Here is a 16576-nt window from a genome sequence, read left to right as displayed (position 1 = left end):
GTCCGCCGACCGCGCCCGGGTTTGGGGCCCGCCGGAAGAACCGGCCTCTTAGAGCGCCTCGGTGCCGGCCGCTGTGCTTGCGCGGGGCGTGGGTTCGTCGCCGGGGTGGTTCGCGCGCGCCGGACCGGCGCTCGGCCGACGTGGCTCCCCCTCGGAAGTCACGTCGGCCGGGCGCCGGTCGCGCGCCCGTGCTCGCGGCAAGCCGAGGCTCGCCACCAGCAGGCCGTCGGTGAGCACCACCGCCTACCCCGCCGGGCCGGCGCCGGGATCCGTCCCGGGCGGCTCGACGCGCTCGCGGTCCTCGTCCGCCGCGGCCGGTGCGGGGCCGCCGCCCGGCGGGCGGGCGTCGAGGATGTCGGCGGCCCGCACCAGTTTCAGCGGGGTGTCCGGGGCCGCGCGGTAGGGGCGGACCGGCACCCAGGTCGTGCTGGTGTGCTCGTCCCGCAGGCTGGGGCCGGCGATGGTGCCGATGAGTTCCGGAGGCGGCGGCGATCCCCGCCCGGGGCGGCGGCCGCGGTAGCGGACCTGCCAGCCCCTCGGGTAGCCGCCGCCGTGGCGCGCCGGCCAGCTCCGGTCCGTGCCGGGTTCGGTGCCACCGGCCTCGCCCACGACGTCACCCCGCTCACTCGAAGTCGGTTCGGACGCCGACCACGGGTGGGAGCGATTCCCCACGCACCACCGATGCGATCGGCGGGTCGACAGCCGCTTCGCCGGGGTCTGGGGCGGGACCCAGCCTACGCGGGGATCACGGGGCGCGGGCAAGCACCGGCCGGGTGGTTCCTCCGTTCGTGACGGCTTGAGGCGGCCGAAGTCCAGACGACGCCCCGGACCTCGGCACTCACCCAGCCGAGATGGGGCACCGCGACTCCGGGCTTTCACCCGCGCCGGGTGGTCACCCGGCGGCCGGACGCTGCCACCGTGGCACGGCCGACCGCCCCCCTGCCCCGGAGAGTGCCGCATGGTGCGAATTTCGCTCACCGAATTCCCCGCGAACCGGTTCCGGATCCGGCGGCGGGGCGCAAGCACCGCCGCCACCGCCGCCCGGGCCCGGTGGCACCCGTTCCGCGGGCTCGCCGGCCGGTTCACCGCCCGCGGGCACGTCCCGCCGATCCCGTGGCCGCCGGAGGACACGCCCGGCTTCGGCGGCAGCCCGCTCCCGCGCGCGCTCGTCGTGCTGCTCGGGGCCGCGGCCGGGGTGGTGGTGCTGGCCGGGCTGCGCGCCGTCGCCTGGCTCGCCGGGCCGGTGTTCCTCGCCGCCGTCGTCGTGATCACCCTCGATCCGGTCCGGACCTGGTTGCGCCGCAAGGGCCTGCCGCGCTGGCTGACCGTCTCCGTGCTGGTGGTGACCGTCTACGCGGTCCTGCTCGCGTTCTTCCTCGTGGTCGTGGTGTCCGCGGCCCAGCTTTCGGCGCTGCTCCCCCAGTACACCGGGCGCCTGAACGACCTCCTGCGCGACGGCTGGGAAGTGCTCGGCCGGCTCGGGGTCGGCGAACAGCAACTGCGGGACATGCTGTCCGGCGTGGACGCCGGGAAGCTGGTCGGCCTGGCCGGATCCCTGCTCGCCGGCGTCGGCGGCCTGGTGACGAACCTGGCGTTCCTGTTCGCCCTGCTGCTGTTCCTGAGCAGCGAATCGGCGTGGGCGGGGCAGCGGCTCGGCCGGATCGCGCACGACCGGCCGTGGATTTCCGCGGCGTTGCGGAGCTTCGCCTCCGGCACCCGGATCTACCTCGTCGTGACGACCGTGTTCGGCGGGCTGGTGGCCGCGCTCGACACCGTCGCCCTCGCCCTGCTCGGCATCCCCGGAGCCGTGCTGTGGGGCCTGCTCGCCTTCGTCACCAACTACATCCCCAACGTCGGGTTCGTGATCGGCGTGGCGCCGCCGGCGTTCATCGCGCTCCTCGACGGCGGCTGGGGCGACCTGCTCGTCGTGCTGGTCCTCTACACGGGGCTGAACTTCGTGGTGCAGTCGCTGATCCAGCCTCGGTTCGTGGCCGGCTCGGTCGGTCTGTCCACTTTGGTCACCGTGCTGGCGCTGGTGTTCTGGACCTGGCTGCTGGGCCCGCTCGGCGCGGTCCTCGCCGTGCCGGCCACCCTGCTGGCCAAGGCCTTGCTCGTGGACGTCGACCCGCGGGCCCGCTGGGCCGACGCGCTGCTCTCGGCACCGCGCCGGGACCAGCGCTGAGCAGCCGGGTCACGTGAGGCCGTGGTGGCGCGCGACCACCACGGCCGAGCGCCGGTTGTTCACCCCGAGCTTGCCGTAGATGGCTCGCACGAGGGTCTTCACGGTGTTCACCGAAACGGTGAGGTCCGACGCGATCTCGTCCAGCGAACACTGCGACGGCAGGCGGTTCAGCACCACCTGCTCGCGGTCGGTCAGCCCGCTGGACGGGGTGTGCGGGACGAGCCGGCCGCGGACCGACTGGGCGAAGCGGTCCAGGGAGCCGAACCCGCCCGAGTGGTCGATCAGCAGGTGCCCGACGGCCGGCTCGGCGAGGGCGAACGGGCGCACCAGCCCGTTCGGCCGGGCGAGGGCGAGCGCGCGGTCGAGGGCGTGCAGTGCTTTGGTCCGCCGGTGCGCGCGCAGGGCGAGCGCGGTCTCGACCAGGCACAGGTCGACGGGGGTGGCCGGCAGCAACGCGGTCGCCGACCAGGCCTGGCCCAGTACCGCCTCGGCCGGCTCGGTCTCGTCGGCGGCCAGGTGGGCCCGCACCTGCAGCAGCGCGGGCTCGGCACTGCCGCGCAACCGTTCCTGGGCCCAGGCCAGCACTTCCGCCGCGTGCAGGCCCTCGCCGAGGGCGAGCGCCGCGTGGTGCTCCGCGACCGCGCACATCGCGGCGATCTCGCGGGGCAGTTCGAGGTCGGCGAGGAGGTGGCGGGCCGCGCGCATGGCCTGGGAGCCCGCCGCCCGGTCGGCCTCGTCGAACCGGACCACGCCCTCGAAGAACTTCCGGAGCGGCCCCAGCAGCGGCGCGCACCCCGGCACCTCCGCCCGCGCCGCCTGGGCCAGTTCCCTGGCCGCGGCGACCGGCTCGCTGCGCATGAGGTCGTCGTAGCCCAGCATCAGGTGGCATTCGGCGACGCCCGGAGTCCGGTGCCGGCCGCGGCGCCGCGCGATCGCGAGCGCGCCGATGCACGCGCGCCGCATCTCCGCGTGGTCCCCGCGCAGGGCGGTGGCCACCCCGAGCGCCAGTCTGCTGTGGAGCACGAGGTGGTCGAGGTGCCCGGCGTGGGCCAGGCGAAGCGCCTCTTCGGCCCGGCTGACGGCGTACCGGCGGGCACCCCGGTGCAGCGAACACCAGGCGAGTTCGAGCTTCGCCCACGCGTCGAGCTCCGGGGTTCCCGCCGTCGCGGGCACTTCGGTCGCCGGCGGCCGGTTCCCGGTCACGCGGGCGAGGTGCCGGACGGCCAGCAAGCCCGGTTCGCCGCCGGGCGGGACCTCGCCGAGGTCGGCACCGGCGGCGGCGAGGTCCCCGCGCTGGATGTGGTCCAACGCCGAAGTCAGGCGCAACGGCGGGCTCGCGGCGACGGTCTCCGGGCCGAGGTGGGTGAGGGCGGTCCGGACGGGATCCCCGTCCCCGGTGAGCACCTGGCGGACGCCGTGGTCCCGGACCAGGGTCAGGACGCGCTGCCGGTCACGGCCCGCAACGGCGTGCCGGAGCGCGTCCCCGAACCGCCCTTCGTCCGCGTACCACCGCGCGGCGACGGCGTGCAGCCGCCGCACCCGCTCCGGGCCGCGCCGGGCCAGTTCGGCCCGCAGCGCCGTCGCGCCGCCGCCCGCTCACAGGCGGCCCGTCGCGATCCTGGGCCGGGTTTCTCCGGTCATGGTGCCCTCCGTGATCTTCCGCTCGACGGCGTCACGGAAGCACGTCCGGGCACCGCCGGGCTCCTCCGCTCCGGGTGAGACGGGGCGGTGCGCGGCGCGGGCCCACCGCCCGCCGAGCCGCCCCGGTCTCGCCCGCAACGGGTGACCCGGCCGGGCCGGGCACCCCACACGATTGACCACCACACACCGCGGACGAGCCTCGGGAGGCCGACAGCCATGACCACCGCGAACCCCAGCCGAGCCCTGCCCGACCCGGCCGGACCGGCGTCGTGAACAGCCCGGACGTCCCGGTCGGGACCGCTTCACCGCCGCCGCCCGCCCCGAACGCCGGCCGCGCCCGGCCGCGGTCCGCCGCGTGGATCTCCTGGATCGCGCTGGCGCTCATGACGACCAGTTCCGTCGCGAGCCTGCGCCCGTCCCCGACGATGGCGGTCTACGGTCTCGCGGCCGTTTTCCTCTACGTGGTCCCGGCGATCGTGTTCCTGCTGCCGACGTCGCTCGTCTCGGCCGAGCTCGCCTCGGGCTGGCCGGGCGGGGTCTACAACTGGGTGGCGCTCGGGATCTCGAAGCCGATGGGCTTCCTCGCGGTCTGGTGCCAGTTCGCGATGACGATCTTCTACTACCCGAGCCTGCTCGGGTACGTCGCGAGCACGCTCGCGTACGTCTTCGACCCGGAGCTGGCCTCCAGCGGCCTGTGGACCGCCGCGGTGATCGTCGTCGCGTACTGGTCGGGGGTGTGGATCTCCGCGCGGGGAACGAAAGGCGTGGCCGGGCTCGCCGGCGGCGGGCTGATCATCGGGACGCTCGTCCCCGGGGCGCTGCTGGTGGTGCTCGGCCTCGTCTTCCTCGGGCAGGGGCACCCGTCCGCGGCGCCGATGTCGGCGGGCAACCTGCTGCCCGCGTGGGCCGGGCTGGCGAGCCTCGTGCTGATCGTGAACAACTTCCTGTCCTACTCGGGCATGGAGATGAACGCGGTGCACGTGTCGTCGCTGCGCAAGCCCGCCAAGGAGTTCCCGCGCTCGATGTTCCTCTCGATGGGACTCGTCCTGCTGATCTTCGTCCTGCCCGCGCTGGCGATCAGCTGGGTCATCCCGGCCGACCAGCTTTCCCTCACCGCCGGGGTGATGCAGGCCTTCGACGCGGTGTTCGCCAACTTCGGCATCCAGTGGCTCACCCCGGTGATCGGCGTCCTGCTCGTCATGGCGTCGCTCGGCGGGATGCTGACGTGGCTGGCGGGCCCGTCGAAGGGGTTGCTGCTGATCTCCCGGCAGGAGGGCTACCTGCCGCCGTTCCTGCAGCGGCTGAACAAACAGGGCGTGCAGCGCAACATCCTGGTCACCCAGGGCGCGATCACGACCCTCATCGCCCTGCTCTACGCGTTCATCCCGGACGTGTCCAGCGCGTACTGGATCTTCTCGGTGATCACCACCCAGGTGTACCTGATCATGTACCTGCTGATGTTCATCGCGGCGGTGCGGCTGCGGCGCAAGTTCCCCGACCACCCCCGCGGCTACCGCGCCCCGATGCTGCTCGGCCTGTGCGGAATCGGCTTCTGCGCGTCACTGGCCGCGCTGCTGGTCGGCTTCGTCCCGCCTTCGCAGTTCGGCTCCGGCAGCCCGTGGGTGTACCTCGGCATCGTCGCGGGCGGCGCGCTCGGGCTGGGCCTGCTGGTGCCGTACCTGTTCTACCGGCTGCGAAAGCCGTCTTGGCGGCAGCCAGCCCAGCCCGAAGGGAGTCAGTCGTGACCACAGTGGACGAACGATCGTCCCGGCGGCACCGGGTGCTCGGCTACCTCGTCGCGGGAGTCGTGACGGGTGCGCTGCTGGTGGCCGGATCGCTGCTGTACCACTCCGCCCGGTCGGACGCCGAAGCCGGCGCGAAAGCCGACCAGCTGATCGCCCGGCTCGGCCAGGCGGGCGCCCGGGTACCGGCGCACGACCAGGTCGTCCGGCTGCTCGGCACCGACGGCGGCGCCATCTGCGTCGACCCGGCGTCCGCGCTGACGCGGGCGACCAGTGACAGCGGGATCTCCAACGGAGCGGGCGGGCCCGGCGCCCGGCCCGTCCGCTCCCCCGCCACCGTCGTGCGCGGGGAGACGTTCGTCGTCGAGATCTACTGCCCCGGCAAGCTCGGGGCGTTCCAGGACTACGTCCGCGGACTGGCCTTCGCCGGGGCGGTGAACCGGTGAACGCGATGGATCTGCGCGACCGGGTGAACGCGCTCATGCCGCGAGCACGCGAGGAACTCGCGCACCTCGTCGCGATGCGGTCCGTCGCGGACCCGCGCCAGTTCCCGCCCGAGGAGTGCCGGCGCGCCGCGACCTGGGTCGCCGACGCGTTCGCCGAGACCGGGTTCGCCGACGCCCGGCTGGTCGACACGCCGGACGGCAGCCAGGCCGTGCTCGGTTCCCGCCGCTGCGCCGCGGAAAACGCGCCGACCGTGCTGCTCTACGCCCACTACGACGTCCAGCCGCCGCTGGACGACGACGCCTGGCGGACGCCGCCCTTCCGGCTGACCGAAGTGGACGGACGCTGGTACGGGCGCGGTGCCGCCGACTGCAAGGGCAACACCCTCATGCACCTCACGGCGTTGCGCGCGCTCGGCGACGACCTGCCCGTCCACCTCAAGCTGGTGGTCGAGGGCTCCGAGGAGCAGGGCACCGGCGGGCTGGAGGCGTTCGTCCCCGAGCACGCCGAGCTCTTGCGGGCCGACGCGATCCTGGTGTGCGACACCGGGAACGCGGCGGTGGGGCAACCGGCGGTCACGGTGAGCCTGCGCGGCATGGTGAACGCGGTCGTCTCGGTCGAAGCGCTGCCGTCCGCGCTGCACTCCGGCATGTTCGGCGGCCCCGCCCCGGACGCGCTGGCCGCGCTGGTGACCGTGCTCGCGTCCCTCCGGGACAGCGAGGGCAACACCACGGTGGACGGGCTCGCCCACGACGGCACCTGGCCCGGCGCGCCCTACCCGGCGGCGCGGTTCCGCGCGGACATCGGCCTGGCCCCGGACGCCGTCCTGCCCGGCGACGGCGAGATCGCGGACCTGCTCTGGGCGCGTCCGGCGGTGACGGTCCTCGGCATCGACTGCCCGCCGGTCGTCGGCTCCGCCGCGGCCATCACCCCCCGCGCACGGGCGAGGCTGAACCTGCGCATCCCGCCGGGCGTCGAGCCGGACGAAGCCGCGGACGCGCTGACCGAGCACCTGCGCGCGGCCGCACCGCGGAGCGTGCGCCTGTCGGTGGAGATCGAGGCGGTGGGCCACCCGTTCCGCCCCGCCATCGACGGCCCGGCCCACCGGGCGATGGCCGACGCGATGCAGGCCGCCTACGGCCGCCCGATGAGCCTGCTCGGCCAGGGCGGCTCGATTCCGCTGTGCACCGTGTTCGCCGAAACCTGTCCCGGCGCCGAGCTGCTGCTCATCGGGGTGGAGGAGCCGCAGGCTCTGATCCACGCGCCCAACGAAAGCGTCGCACCATCGGAAATCTCGGCGATGGCACTGACCGAAGCGCTGTTCCTGCAGAACTACGCGGCTTCCCGAGTTGCTCCATGGGGCAACGGCCGATTTTACGCACAGTGACCAAGTCTTTCGCAGTAGCAACTATTCCCGTTAACCTGGCGGCTTGACCACTGAGCGAAGGAGTCACGTGACTTCAGCAGGGCACGCACCGGACATCCTCTCTCCGGAGTTCGCCGCCGATCCGTACACCGCCTACGACCTGATGCTCGAGCACTCACCGGTGATCTGGCACGAGGAAATGCAGAGCTACATCGTTTCGCGCTTCGACGACGTGTCACGCGCCTTCAAGGAAGGCACGTTCACCACCGAAAACTACGGGTGGCAACTGGAACCGGTGCACGGCCGGACCATCCTGCAGATGAGCGGCCGCGAACACTCGATCCGCCGCGCGCTGGTGGCGCCGGCGTTCCGGGGCAACGAACTGGAGCAGAAGTTCCGCCCGGTGATCGAACGCAATTCCGCCCAGCTCATCGACACCTTCCGCGGCCGCGGCTCGGCCGACCTCGTCGGGGACTACGCCCGGCACTTCCCGATCAACGTCATCGTGGACATGCTGGGCCTCGACCCGAGCGATCACGAGCGGTTCCAGCGGTGGTACACCGCGATCATCGCGTTCCTCGGCAACCTCAGCCAGGACGAGGCGGTGACCGCCGCCGGGCTCGAAACCCACGACGAGCTGGCCGCGTACATGCTGCCGATCATCCGCGACCGCCGGGCGAACCTCGGCGACGACCTGCTTTCGACGTTGTGCGCCACCGAGGTGGACGGCACCACCATGAGCGACGAGGACATCAAGGCGTTCTGCAGCCTGCTGCTGGCCGCGGGCGGCGAGACCACCGACAAGGCGATCGCCTCGCTGTTCCGCAACCTGCTGGAGCACCCCGAGCAACTGGCCGCCGTGCGCGCCGACCGCGAGCTGATCCCGAAGGCCTTCGCCGAAACCCTGCGTTACACGCCGCCGGTGCACATGATCATGCGCCAGCCCGCGGAAGACGTCGAGATCGCCGGCGAGACGATCCCGGCGGGCAGCACGGTGACGTGCCTGATCGGCGCCGCGAACCGCGACCCGCGCCGCTTCGCCAACCCCGGCGCGTTCGACATCTTCCGCACGGACCTCCCGACCGACACGGCCTTTTCCGCGGCGGCCAGCCACTTGTCCTTCGCACTGGGCCGCCACTTCTGCGTGGGAGCGCTGCTGGCGAAGACGGAGATCGAGGTGGGCGTCAACCAGCTGCTCGACGCGATGCCGGACCTGCGCCTGGCCGACGGCGCGGCGCCGGCCGAGCGAGGGGTGTTCACCCGCGGCCCGGCTTCCCTGCCGGTGACGTTCACCCCCGCCTAGCCACCGAGACAGGTCACCACGCCCCCGGTCCACCGACGTGGACCGGGGTGAAGGTCACCGGCAAGCTCTCCAGTCCGCGCATCCACACCGACGGCCGCCACACCAGCTCGCCCGCCGGAACAGCGAGTTCCAGGTCGGGCAGGCGGTCCAGCAGGACCTCGACCGTGGTCCGGGCGATCACCTCGGCCACTTCCGGTGCCGGATAGGGACACCCGTGCTCGCCGTGGCCGAACGACATGTGGGCGTGGTTGCCGAGGGCGCCGTATGCCGCGTCCGGGCGGGCGTGCGGGTCCGCGTTGCCGGCCGCCAGGCCCAGCACGAGCAGGTCGCCCTGGCGCACGCGGACGCCGCTGAGCACGGTGTCGCGGGACGCGAACCGGCCGATGAAGTTCTGCGTGGGCGTGTCGTGCCACAGCACCTCGTTGAGGGCCTGCCCGACGCTGCCCCGGCCGCCCGACAGCGTCATCGCGAAGCGGCTGTCGGTCAGCATGAGCCGGATCGTGTTTCCGATCCAGTTCGCCGTCGGCTGCTGGGCCGCGGCGGTCACCACCAGCAGGTCCTGGACGACCTCGTCGTCGGTCAGGTCCGCCGGGTGCCGCATCATGGTCGTGGGGACGTCGGCGCCCGGCCGCTCGTGCTTCACGCCCACCAGCCGCGCCATCGCCTCCTGCACCCGGACGTACGCGGGCAGCGCCTCGGGGCCGACGTCGAGGGACAGGGCGACGTCCCGCACCAGGGCCGGGGCCTCCGAGTCGGGCATGCCGTACATCTTCGCGATCGCCAGCAGCGGCGCGCGCTGCGCGAACTGGGCGATCAGGTCGGCTTCGCCGCTACCCGCGAATTCGTCGATCAGGCTGTCCGCGATCCGTTCGCAGTGCGAGCCGAGGTCGAACTGGTCGACCGCGGACAACGCGTCGCCGATCGCGCCCGCCCGCCGGCGGTGCTCCGCGGCTTCGGTGAACATCACCGACGGGTTGTGCATGACGTAGGGCAGCAGCGGCCAGTCGTCGGGGACGTTGTCCCACTGGTTCCACCGGCGGCTGTCGCGGGCGAACAGCTGCGAGTCCTGGCACACCTGGTGGATCTCGCGGTAGCCGGTGAGCAGCCACGCGGGGATGTCGCCGTCGAGCAGGACCGGGACGACGCCGCCGTACTCCCGCCGGATCCGGGCGTACAACGCCGCGGGATCCTTCTGGAACTCCGGTCCGTACAACCGGACCCGGTCCGCGGCGGGGACCGTCTCCGGCGGGGTGCTGGTCTGGAAACCGGTCACGATGCGCCCTCCCGGACTTTGGACAGGGTGTAGAGGTGGTCGACGAGCGAGATCAGCACCTGCTTGGACGAGTCCCGGTCGCGGGCGTCGCAGTCGACGAGCGGGACCTCCTCGGCCAGGTCGAGCGCCGCGCGGACGTCGTCGAGGCTGTGCTTCGGCGGGCCGAAGTTGTTGCGGGCCACGATGAACGGCGTCCCGTGGTGCTCGAGCCGGTCGATCGCGTACCACGAGTCGGCCAGCCGCCGGGCGTCGACCAGGACGACCGCACCGAGGGTGCCGGCGAAGAGGCTGTCCCAGAGGAACCAGAACCGTTCCTGGCCGGGCGCCCCGAACAGGTAGAGCACCATCTGCTCGTCGAGGCTGATCCGGCCGAAGTCGAACGCGACCGTGGTCGTCGTCTTGCCCTGCACCCCGCGGGTGTGGTCGACGCCGATGCCGGCCTGCGTCATCGTCTCTTCGGTGCTCAGCGGCCGGATCTCGCTGACCGACCGGACCATCGTCGTCTTCCCGACGCCGAAGCCGCCGACGACGACGATCTTCAGGCCGTCACTCGCGCTGTCGGCCAGTGGCTGCCGTTCTTCTACTTCAGAGATTGCGGAGTCCAACGAGCACCTTCTTGAGGAATTCCGAGTCGGAGGTCCGTCCCGCGGCCTGGGCCGACGACGGATGTCGGGCGGACACCTTGCCCGTGGCCAGCAGGTCCGCGAGCAGAATCTTGAGCACACTCACCGGCAGCGCCAGGTAGGACGACAGCTCGACGACGGACGTCGGCTTCTCGGCGATCCGCAGGATCCGCACGTGCTCGGACTGCATCCCCGCGGACGGCTCCGATTCGCTGACGATCAACGTGACGAGGTCGAGGTCGATGTCGTCCGCGCTGCTGCGTCCCCCCGTGACCGTGTAGAGCCGGTCCGGGTCTTCTCCGTCGAGCGCCGAACGCGTCACGAAGCCGGTTGGTCGGCCGCCGCGAACCGCGGCGGAGCGGTGAACACCGAGCCGATCTGCTCCACCAGCTCGTCCATGTTGTGCCCGATCAGGCCGACGTCGGCGTCCTCGGTGGCGATCACGGCCAGGTGCGAGCCGACCCCGGCCTCGACGATGAAGAGGATCCCGCCGTGGAACTCGGTCATCGAGTTGCGCACGCCGCCGGTGCCGTCGCCGAACTCGACCGACGCGCCGTGCGCCAGCGCCTGGACCCCGGCCGCGATCGCGGCCAGCTGGTCGGCGCGGTCGACGGTGAGTCCCTGCGTGTGGCAGAGCTTCAGGCCGTCACGCGACAGCACGAGGGCGTGACACGCGCCGGCGGTGTTGCCGACGAGGTTCTCGAGGAGCCATTCGAGGCTCTTGTCCGAATCAGTCATCGAATCCGGGGACCGGGCAGGCGGGTCCCCTCGCTCCAATCTGGCGGGGTCGGGTGTGGGAGGTCACGCGTCTTCGCCGGTCTCCGCCGAGGTGGCGGCGCGGTGCGACGGCGTGGGACCGCCGCTGCGCCGCTGCTGGAAGGCACCGAACCGGGAACCGGTGTCCCGCTCGGCCCGGGCCGTGCTCGGCGTGGGCGACGGCGGCCGGCGCGACGCGGCGGTCAGCGTCTGCCCGCGCGAGCGCTTCGGCAGTTCCGACGGCTCGATGAGGTCACCGGTGATTTCGTGGCTCGTGTCGGGCCCCGGCCACGCGACGGCGGCGGGCTGCTCTTCCTTCTCCGGCAGGACATCCGGGCGCGGCTGCGTGATCAGCTGGGTCGGGATCCGCATGACGACCCCGATCCCGCCGCGCGAGGACGGGCGGAAGAAGACGTGCAGCTGGTGCTTGCGCGCCAGGCAGCCGACAACGGCGAGCCCGAGCCGCGTCCCCGACATCGCGGTCAGGTCGAGCGGCTCGTCGAGGGACACCGCGCGCTCGGCGCGGACGAGGGCCTGCGCCTTCATCCCGAGGCCACCGTCTTCGATGGTGATGACTGCCCCGTTGTGCAGATCTTCGACATAAACGTGCACTTCTTCGGACGGCGCCGAGAACTTCGTGGCATTGTCCATCAGTTCGGCGAGCGCGTGCATGACGTCTTCCGCGGCGTAACCGACGACGGCGACCCCGCTCGCGGAATGCACGCGAACCCGCTGATATGCGCCGATGCGGCCGAGCGCACCGCGCAGGATGCTCTCCATCCGGATCGGTTTCGTCCAGCGGCGGCCCGAGCGCGCGCCGGTGAGCACGGCGATGCTGTCGGCGAGCCGGCCGGCCTGCGCGGTGGTGTGGTCCACCTTCAGCAGATCCCCGAGCATCGCGTCGGAGGACCGGTTCTCCATTTCGCGCAGGTCCGCGAGGGTGCTGGTCGCCAGCGCCTGCAGCCGGCCCGCGGCGTTCGCGCAGGCGGCGGTCGCGGCGGCGCGGCGGCGTTCACCGGTGGCGATCTCGTCGATCAGCAGCCGGAGGGTGCGCTCGTGCAATTCGTCGGCGGGACGCGGGATTTCGGCGAGCACGCTGTCCGCGGCCGAGCCGCTGCGCAGCCGCCGGACCGCCTCGGGCACCGTCCGATCGAGCAGCCAGGCCAGTTCACGGCTGCCCGACTGCGCGGATTCGCGCACCTGCCCGGCTTCGTCGCGCGCAGCCTCGGCCTGCGCTGCCGCCCGCGCGACCTGGTCACCCCGGCGCAGGGCGAAGAACACGGCGACGCAGGTGGCGATCCCGGTGACCGCACCCGCCACGGCGACGAAGATCGCCTGCCCGCCCGAAACCAGCAAGGACACGGTGGTCCAGATCGCCCCGGCGACAACGGCGGTGACCAGCACTCCCATCACGGCCCGGCCGACCGACTCACGTTCTTCCCGATGCTGTGCAGGCGATCGTTCCGACATCGCTCCACTTCCCCGAGTCCGATTGGTGCCCGAACAGTACTCCGTACGCCGGGGAAGATCACGGGCCGGTTTCGCTTCGCGGGGAAATACTCGTTCCGGTCTCCGGGCACGAAGATCAAGAGGCGATTTCGTGCCCGGACACGATTCACGTCCGGGGATGTCCTTGTGCTTTCCGCAAAGGCAGTGCTATATACCGACGCGGTCCGCGCGCACCGCAATGCGCAGGCTCAACCGCTCCTCGGGGTCCTCCAGGCGACTGCCGAACAGGGCCTGCAGCCGGCGCGTGCGGTTGCGGGCCGTCTGCGGGTGCACCCCCAGCCGCGCGGCGATCTCCGGTGCGCCGCCCCGGGCGTCGAGCATGGCGTGGAGCGTCACGACGAGCTTGTCGCGCGTTTTCGGTGGCAGCCCGGACAGTGGCGCGAGGCTGCGCGCGGCGAGGGCGCCGGTGAGCGATTCGTCGGCGAGCAGGCAATGGGTCACCACGTGGTCCGTCCAGTGGACGACCGGGTCGCGGGCCGCCAGGCCGCGGCGGCGCAGGTTCCACGTCCGCCGGGCCCAGTGCAGCGACGTCGCCGCCTGGGCCGGTGGCACGGCCGGGCCGGTCGCCGCGGGCGTGCCGCCCACGACCCGGCCGGGGTCGGTGTCCGCGGGCAGCACCAGGTACGGGCTCGCGGCGCTCAGGTCGGCCAGCACCTCGGCGCCGAACGGGCCGACGCACGCACCGGGCGCCACGACGACGGCGACGACGCGCTCCGGCACCGGCCAGTTCGCGCGCCCGGCCAGGTCGGCCCACCCCTGACCGGCGAGGAGCGCGTGCAGCAGGTCCGCGCGCACGTCGGTGACCGCCGCGCGCTGCGCCGCCCGGTAGGCCTCGGTCGAGAGTCCGATCAGGACGTCGACGCAGCGCAGCACCGCCTCCACACCGGACCCGACGACGCCGGCACCGGCGCGGTGGCTCAACGCGGCCACGACCGGCAGGGCGCACCGGCCACCGGCCTGGTAGGCGCGGACGAGCCGGTCGAGTTCGCCGCCCGCCGCGTGCTCGGCGACGCCGGCCCGGCGGAAGGCGCCCGCCCCGGACGACGTGCCCGCGCGGGGATTCGCCACCAGGGTGCCGGCGAACGCCGTGGCGTCCGCGTCGAACAGCGGCGCGTGCTCGGGCACCGCGTGCCGGACGCCGGCCACGATCGCCCGGGCGATCGCCGCCGCGGCGGGGCCGGGAATCGGCTGGGACGTGGTCATCGTCGACCTCCGGAGCGGAGCGGGCATCGCCGGGCGCGCCGAGTCTGCTCGGCGGACCCCGCCCGACGCGTCGGGAGAACTACGTATTCGTCAACCCAAGTGGACACCCGCATCGGATTCGATCACGATGTGTGCGGTGGACGACCACGGCGCGGTGGAGCTGGGGCAGCTGACGAGCTACGTCGGCCGCACCGGCGACGAGAACGACGTGCGCGGCCTGCTCGAAACGGCCCGCCTGGTCACCCTCACCGGCCCCGGCGGAGTGGGCAAGACCCGGCTCGCCGGCCGTGTCGCCAGCTCGATGACCCACGCCTTCCCGGACGGCGTGGTCGTGGTCAGCCTCGCCGAACTGAGCGAAGCGAGCCTGCTCACCCGCACGCTGGCCGACTGCCTCGGCCTGCACGACACCGCCGGCCGGCCGGTCCGCGACGCCGTGGTCGCGCACCTGCGGGACCGGCACGTCCTGCTGCTGCTGGACAACTGCGAGCACCTCGTCGACAGCTGCGCCGGCCTCGTCCTGTCCCTGCTCCGGCGCTGCCCCGGCGTCCGCGTCCTGGCGACCAGCCGCAGCTCGCTCGGCGTCGCCGGGGAGCACGTCCTGCCGGTCGCGCCGCTGGCGGTGCCGCCGGAGACCGCCGGGACCCCGGAGCTGGCGATGGCCTACGGCAGCGTCCGGCTCTTCGCCGACCGGGCGGCGGCGGTGCTGCCGTCGTTCCGGCTCACCGGGGACAACGTCGGCCCGGTGACGGAGGTGTGCCGGCAGCTGGACGGGCTGCCGCTCGCCGTCGAGCTGGCCGCCGCCCGCATCCGGGCCTTGTCGCCGCGGCAGATCGCCGACCGGGTGAGCGCGAGCTTGACGTTGCTGACCACCGGGGCGAGGTCGCTGCCCGAGCGGCACCGCACCTTGCGGGCGACCGTCGAGGGCAGCTACGCCCTGTGCACCGACCTCGAGCGGGAGGTCTGGGAGCGTTGTTCGGTGTTCGCCGGTCCGTTCGAGCTGCCGGCCGTCGACGGGCCCGCCGACGTCCTGGACGCGGTGGACGGTCTGGTCGACAAGTCGGTGCTGCTGCGCGTCGAGGGCGCGGCCGGCGTCCGCTACAAGATGCTGAACGCCCTGCGTGAGTTCGGTCAGGAACGGCTGGCCGAGACCGGCGCCGCGGACGTCGCGGCCCGGCGGCACCGCGACTACCACGCCCGGCTCCTGGAGCAAGCGGGCGCCGAGTGGCTGGGTCCCCGGCGCGACGACTGGTTCGCGCGGCTGTCCGCCGGCCACGCCGACATCCGCGCGGCGCTGTCGTGGTCACTGCGTACCGGCGGGGAAGCCGTGATCGCGTTGCGGATGGCGACGAGCGTGCTCGAATACTGGCTGGCCCGCGGTGCCGTGTGGGAGGTCCGGGAGTGGACGGACCGGGCGCTCGCGGCCATGCCCGCCGAGGCCGCGGGCCGCTCCCGGGGGCAAGCCGTAGCCGCGCTGTGCTCGGCGTTGCACGCGGACCTGCCCGGAGCGCGACAGCGGCTGGCGCGGGCCGAGGCCGTCCGTGACGAAGACGCGGCGCCCTACCTCTGCCACGCACGGGCGTTCGTCGCGATGCTCGCGGTCGAGCCGCACGCCATCGAGCACGCGGCCGAAGCCGTCCGGCTGTTCGAGGCGCGCGGCCAGGTCCGGCAGCAGCTGCACCCGATGTTCATCCAAGGCGTGTCGATGGCCTACCGCGGCGACCTCGCGGGTGCGCGACTGCTGCTCGAAGGCATGCGGCGATTGTGCGAAGCGGCGCAGGACGATTCCTACCGCTCGATGGCGTTGTTCGGCCTCGGCGTGGTGGAAGTCTGCTACGGCGGTGACCTCGGCACCGGGGAACGCGCGATCCGCGACGCGCTGGACATCGATCTGCGCGGTCCCGACCTGCTCTCCGCGGCGTACCGGGTGGACGGCTTGGCGTGGGTCTCGGCCCGGCGCGAGGACTGGCGGCGGGCGGCCCGGCTGTTCGGCGCGGCGGCGGCGTTGTGGGACCAGTGCGGATCCGAGCCCGACGTGGCCGTCGCCCTGCCGCACCGGGAAGCGGTGAAGGCCGCCCGCGGTGCGCTCGGTGACGCGCGGTTCGAGGAGCTGTCCGGCGAAGGGCACCGGGCGAACCTGCACGACGTGCTGGCCACCGAGCGCCCGCCGACCGGCGGTGTCGTGGTGCTGCCGCCGTTGACCCGGCGGGAGTCCGAGATCGCCGGGCTCGTCGCGAACGGACTGACCAACCGGGAGATCGCCGTGCACCTGGTCATCTCGCGGCGGACCGCGGAAACCCACCTCGAGCACATCTTCACCAAGCTGCGGCTGGGCAACCGGACCCAGGTCGCGATCTGGGTGAACGAGCAGCTCCGCCACGACGACGACCTCCGAAGTGGACAGTAGGACGACGACCGCAGGCACCCGGCTGCCTCTTTCCCGATTCAGCCCGTCCGGCTACAGTGCTGGACTGATGGGAGCGCTCCCAGCACTTTCGTTCCGGCGATCCGTTCGAAGGAGAAAGTGCATGCGAAGC

General features: G+C 72.9%; 14 protein-coding genes. 6 read left to right on the top strand and 8 right to left on the bottom strand.

The window, feature by feature from the left end:
* Positions 1-243 precede the first annotated feature (243 nt).
* A complete protein-coding gene (locus ACLJQM_RS12660; RefSeq protein WP_410631327.1) occupies positions 244-609 on the bottom strand; it encodes a hypothetical protein in 366 nt (121 codons plus the stop codon).
* 349 nt (positions 610-958) lie between these two features.
* Between ACLJQM_RS12660 and ACLJQM_RS12655 the strand changes: the two genes are divergently transcribed.
* A complete protein-coding gene (locus ACLJQM_RS12655; protein WP_360781532.1) occupies positions 959-2182 on the top strand; it encodes an AI-2E family transporter in 1224 nt (407 codons plus the stop codon).
* 9 nt (positions 2183-2191) lie between these two features.
* On the opposite strand, the gene ACLJQM_RS12650 is transcribed toward ACLJQM_RS12655, so the two are convergent.
* Positions 2192-3721: a LuxR C-terminal-related transcriptional regulator gene (locus ACLJQM_RS12650; RefSeq protein ID WP_410631326.1), complete on the bottom strand. Its 1530-nt coding sequence runs from the start codon at positions 3719-3721 to the stop codon at positions 2192-2194.
* A 371-nt stretch (positions 3722-4092) separates the two neighbouring features.
* Here ACLJQM_RS12650 and ACLJQM_RS12645 point away from each other — a divergent pair, with 371 nt between their 5' ends.
* From ACLJQM_RS12645 to ACLJQM_RS12630, 4 genes are all read left to right on the top strand, one after another.
* Positions 4093-5568: an APC family permease gene (locus ACLJQM_RS12645; RefSeq protein WP_281506273.1), complete on the top strand. Its 1476-nt coding sequence runs from the start codon at positions 4093-4095 to the stop codon at positions 5566-5568.
* A complete protein-coding gene (locus ACLJQM_RS12640; RefSeq protein ID WP_247022560.1) occupies positions 5565-6011 on the top strand; it encodes a hypothetical protein in 447 nt (148 codons plus the stop codon). Before ACLJQM_RS12645 ends, ACLJQM_RS12640 begins: the two co-directional genes overlap by 4 nt.
* A 5-nt stretch (positions 6012-6016) precedes the next feature.
* On the top strand, positions 6017-7396 hold the full coding sequence (locus tag ACLJQM_RS12635; RefSeq protein ID WP_410631378.1) for a dipeptidase: 1380 nt from the start codon (positions 6017-6019) through the stop codon (positions 7394-7396).
* Between the two features lie 67 nt (positions 7397-7463).
* The gene (locus ACLJQM_RS12630; RefSeq protein WP_410631325.1) at positions 7464-8678 is read left to right on the top strand and encodes a cytochrome P450; all 1215 of its coding nucleotides are present in this window, start codon (positions 7464-7466) and stop codon (positions 8676-8678) included.
* A gap of 13 nt (positions 8679-8691) precedes the next feature.
* Here the strand turns inward: ACLJQM_RS12630 and ACLJQM_RS12625 are convergent, their stop codons facing one another.
* The 6 genes from ACLJQM_RS12625 to ACLJQM_RS12600 all read right to left on the bottom strand — a co-directional run bounded on the left by ACLJQM_RS12625 (position 8692) and on the right by ACLJQM_RS12600 (position 14042).
* A complete protein-coding gene (locus ACLJQM_RS12625) occupies positions 8692-9951 on the bottom strand; it encodes a cytochrome P450 (protein WP_247022557.1) in 1260 nt (419 codons plus the stop codon).
* A complete protein-coding gene (locus ACLJQM_RS12620) occupies positions 9948-10556 on the bottom strand; it encodes a GTP-binding protein (RefSeq protein ID WP_247022555.1) in 609 nt (202 codons plus the stop codon). The genes ACLJQM_RS12625 and ACLJQM_RS12620 overlap by 4 nt, the downstream gene beginning before the upstream one ends.
* Entirely contained in the window at positions 10537-10896 is a 360-nt protein-coding gene (locus ACLJQM_RS12615) for a DUF742 domain-containing protein (RefSeq protein ID WP_247022554.1), read from the bottom strand. The genes ACLJQM_RS12620 and ACLJQM_RS12615 overlap by 20 nt, the downstream gene beginning before the upstream one ends.
* Positions 10893-11312, bottom strand: coding sequence for a roadblock/LC7 domain-containing protein (locus ACLJQM_RS12610; RefSeq protein ID WP_247022552.1), 420 nt, complete (start codon positions 11310-11312; stop codon positions 10893-10895). Before ACLJQM_RS12610 ends, ACLJQM_RS12615 begins: the two co-directional genes overlap by 4 nt.
* A gap of 63 nt (positions 11313-11375) precedes the next feature.
* Positions 11376-12740, bottom strand: a complete 1365-nt coding sequence (locus tag ACLJQM_RS12605) for a sensor histidine kinase (protein WP_410631324.1) — start codon at positions 12738-12740, stop codon at positions 11376-11378.
* Positions 12741-12986: 246 nt separating this feature from the next.
* Positions 12987-14042, bottom strand: coding sequence for a helix-turn-helix domain-containing protein (locus tag ACLJQM_RS12600; protein WP_410631323.1), 1056 nt, complete (start codon positions 14040-14042; stop codon positions 12987-12989).
* A gap of 127 nt (positions 14043-14169) precedes the next feature.
* Here ACLJQM_RS12600 and ACLJQM_RS12595 point away from each other — a divergent pair, with 127 nt between their 5' ends.
* Complete coding sequence (locus ACLJQM_RS12595; protein WP_410631322.1) at positions 14170-16446, top strand: ATP-binding protein; 2277 nt, start codon at positions 14170-14172, stop codon at positions 16444-16446.
* Positions 16447-16576 lie beyond the last annotated feature (130 nt).

It is taken from the genome of Amycolatopsis sp. cmx-4-83 (genome assembly GCF_046548815.1).
Classification (GTDB): Bacteria; Actinomycetota; Actinomycetes; order Mycobacteriales; family Pseudonocardiaceae; genus Amycolatopsis; species Amycolatopsis pretoriensis_A.
The sequence above is the reverse complement of the archived record's forward strand: the minus strand, read 5'-3'. Positions and strand labels throughout refer to the sequence as shown.

Coding starts and splice junctions, on each gene's coding strand:
- ACLJQM_RS12610 (WP_247022552.1), bottom strand. CDS start 11,312: ATGACTGATTCGGACAAGAGCCTCGAATGGCTCCTCGAGAACCTCGTC.
- ACLJQM_RS12605 (WP_410631324.1), bottom strand. CDS start 12,740: ATGGGAGTGCTGGTCACCGCCGTTGTCGCCGGGGCGATCTGGACCACC.
- ACLJQM_RS12655 (WP_360781532.1), top strand. CDS start 959: ATGGTGCGAATTTCGCTCACCGAATTCCCCGCGAACCGGTTCCGGATC.
- ACLJQM_RS12635 (WP_410631378.1), top strand. CDS start 6,017: ATGGATCTGCGCGACCGGGTGAACGCGCTCATGCCGCGAGCACGCGAG.
- ACLJQM_RS12600 (WP_410631323.1), bottom strand. CDS start 14,042: ATGACCACGTCCCAGCCGATTCCCGGCCCCGCCGCGGCGGCGATCGCC.
- ACLJQM_RS12595 (WP_410631322.1), top strand. CDS start 14,170: ATGTGTGCGGTGGACGACCACGGCGCGGTGGAGCTGGGGCAGCTGACG.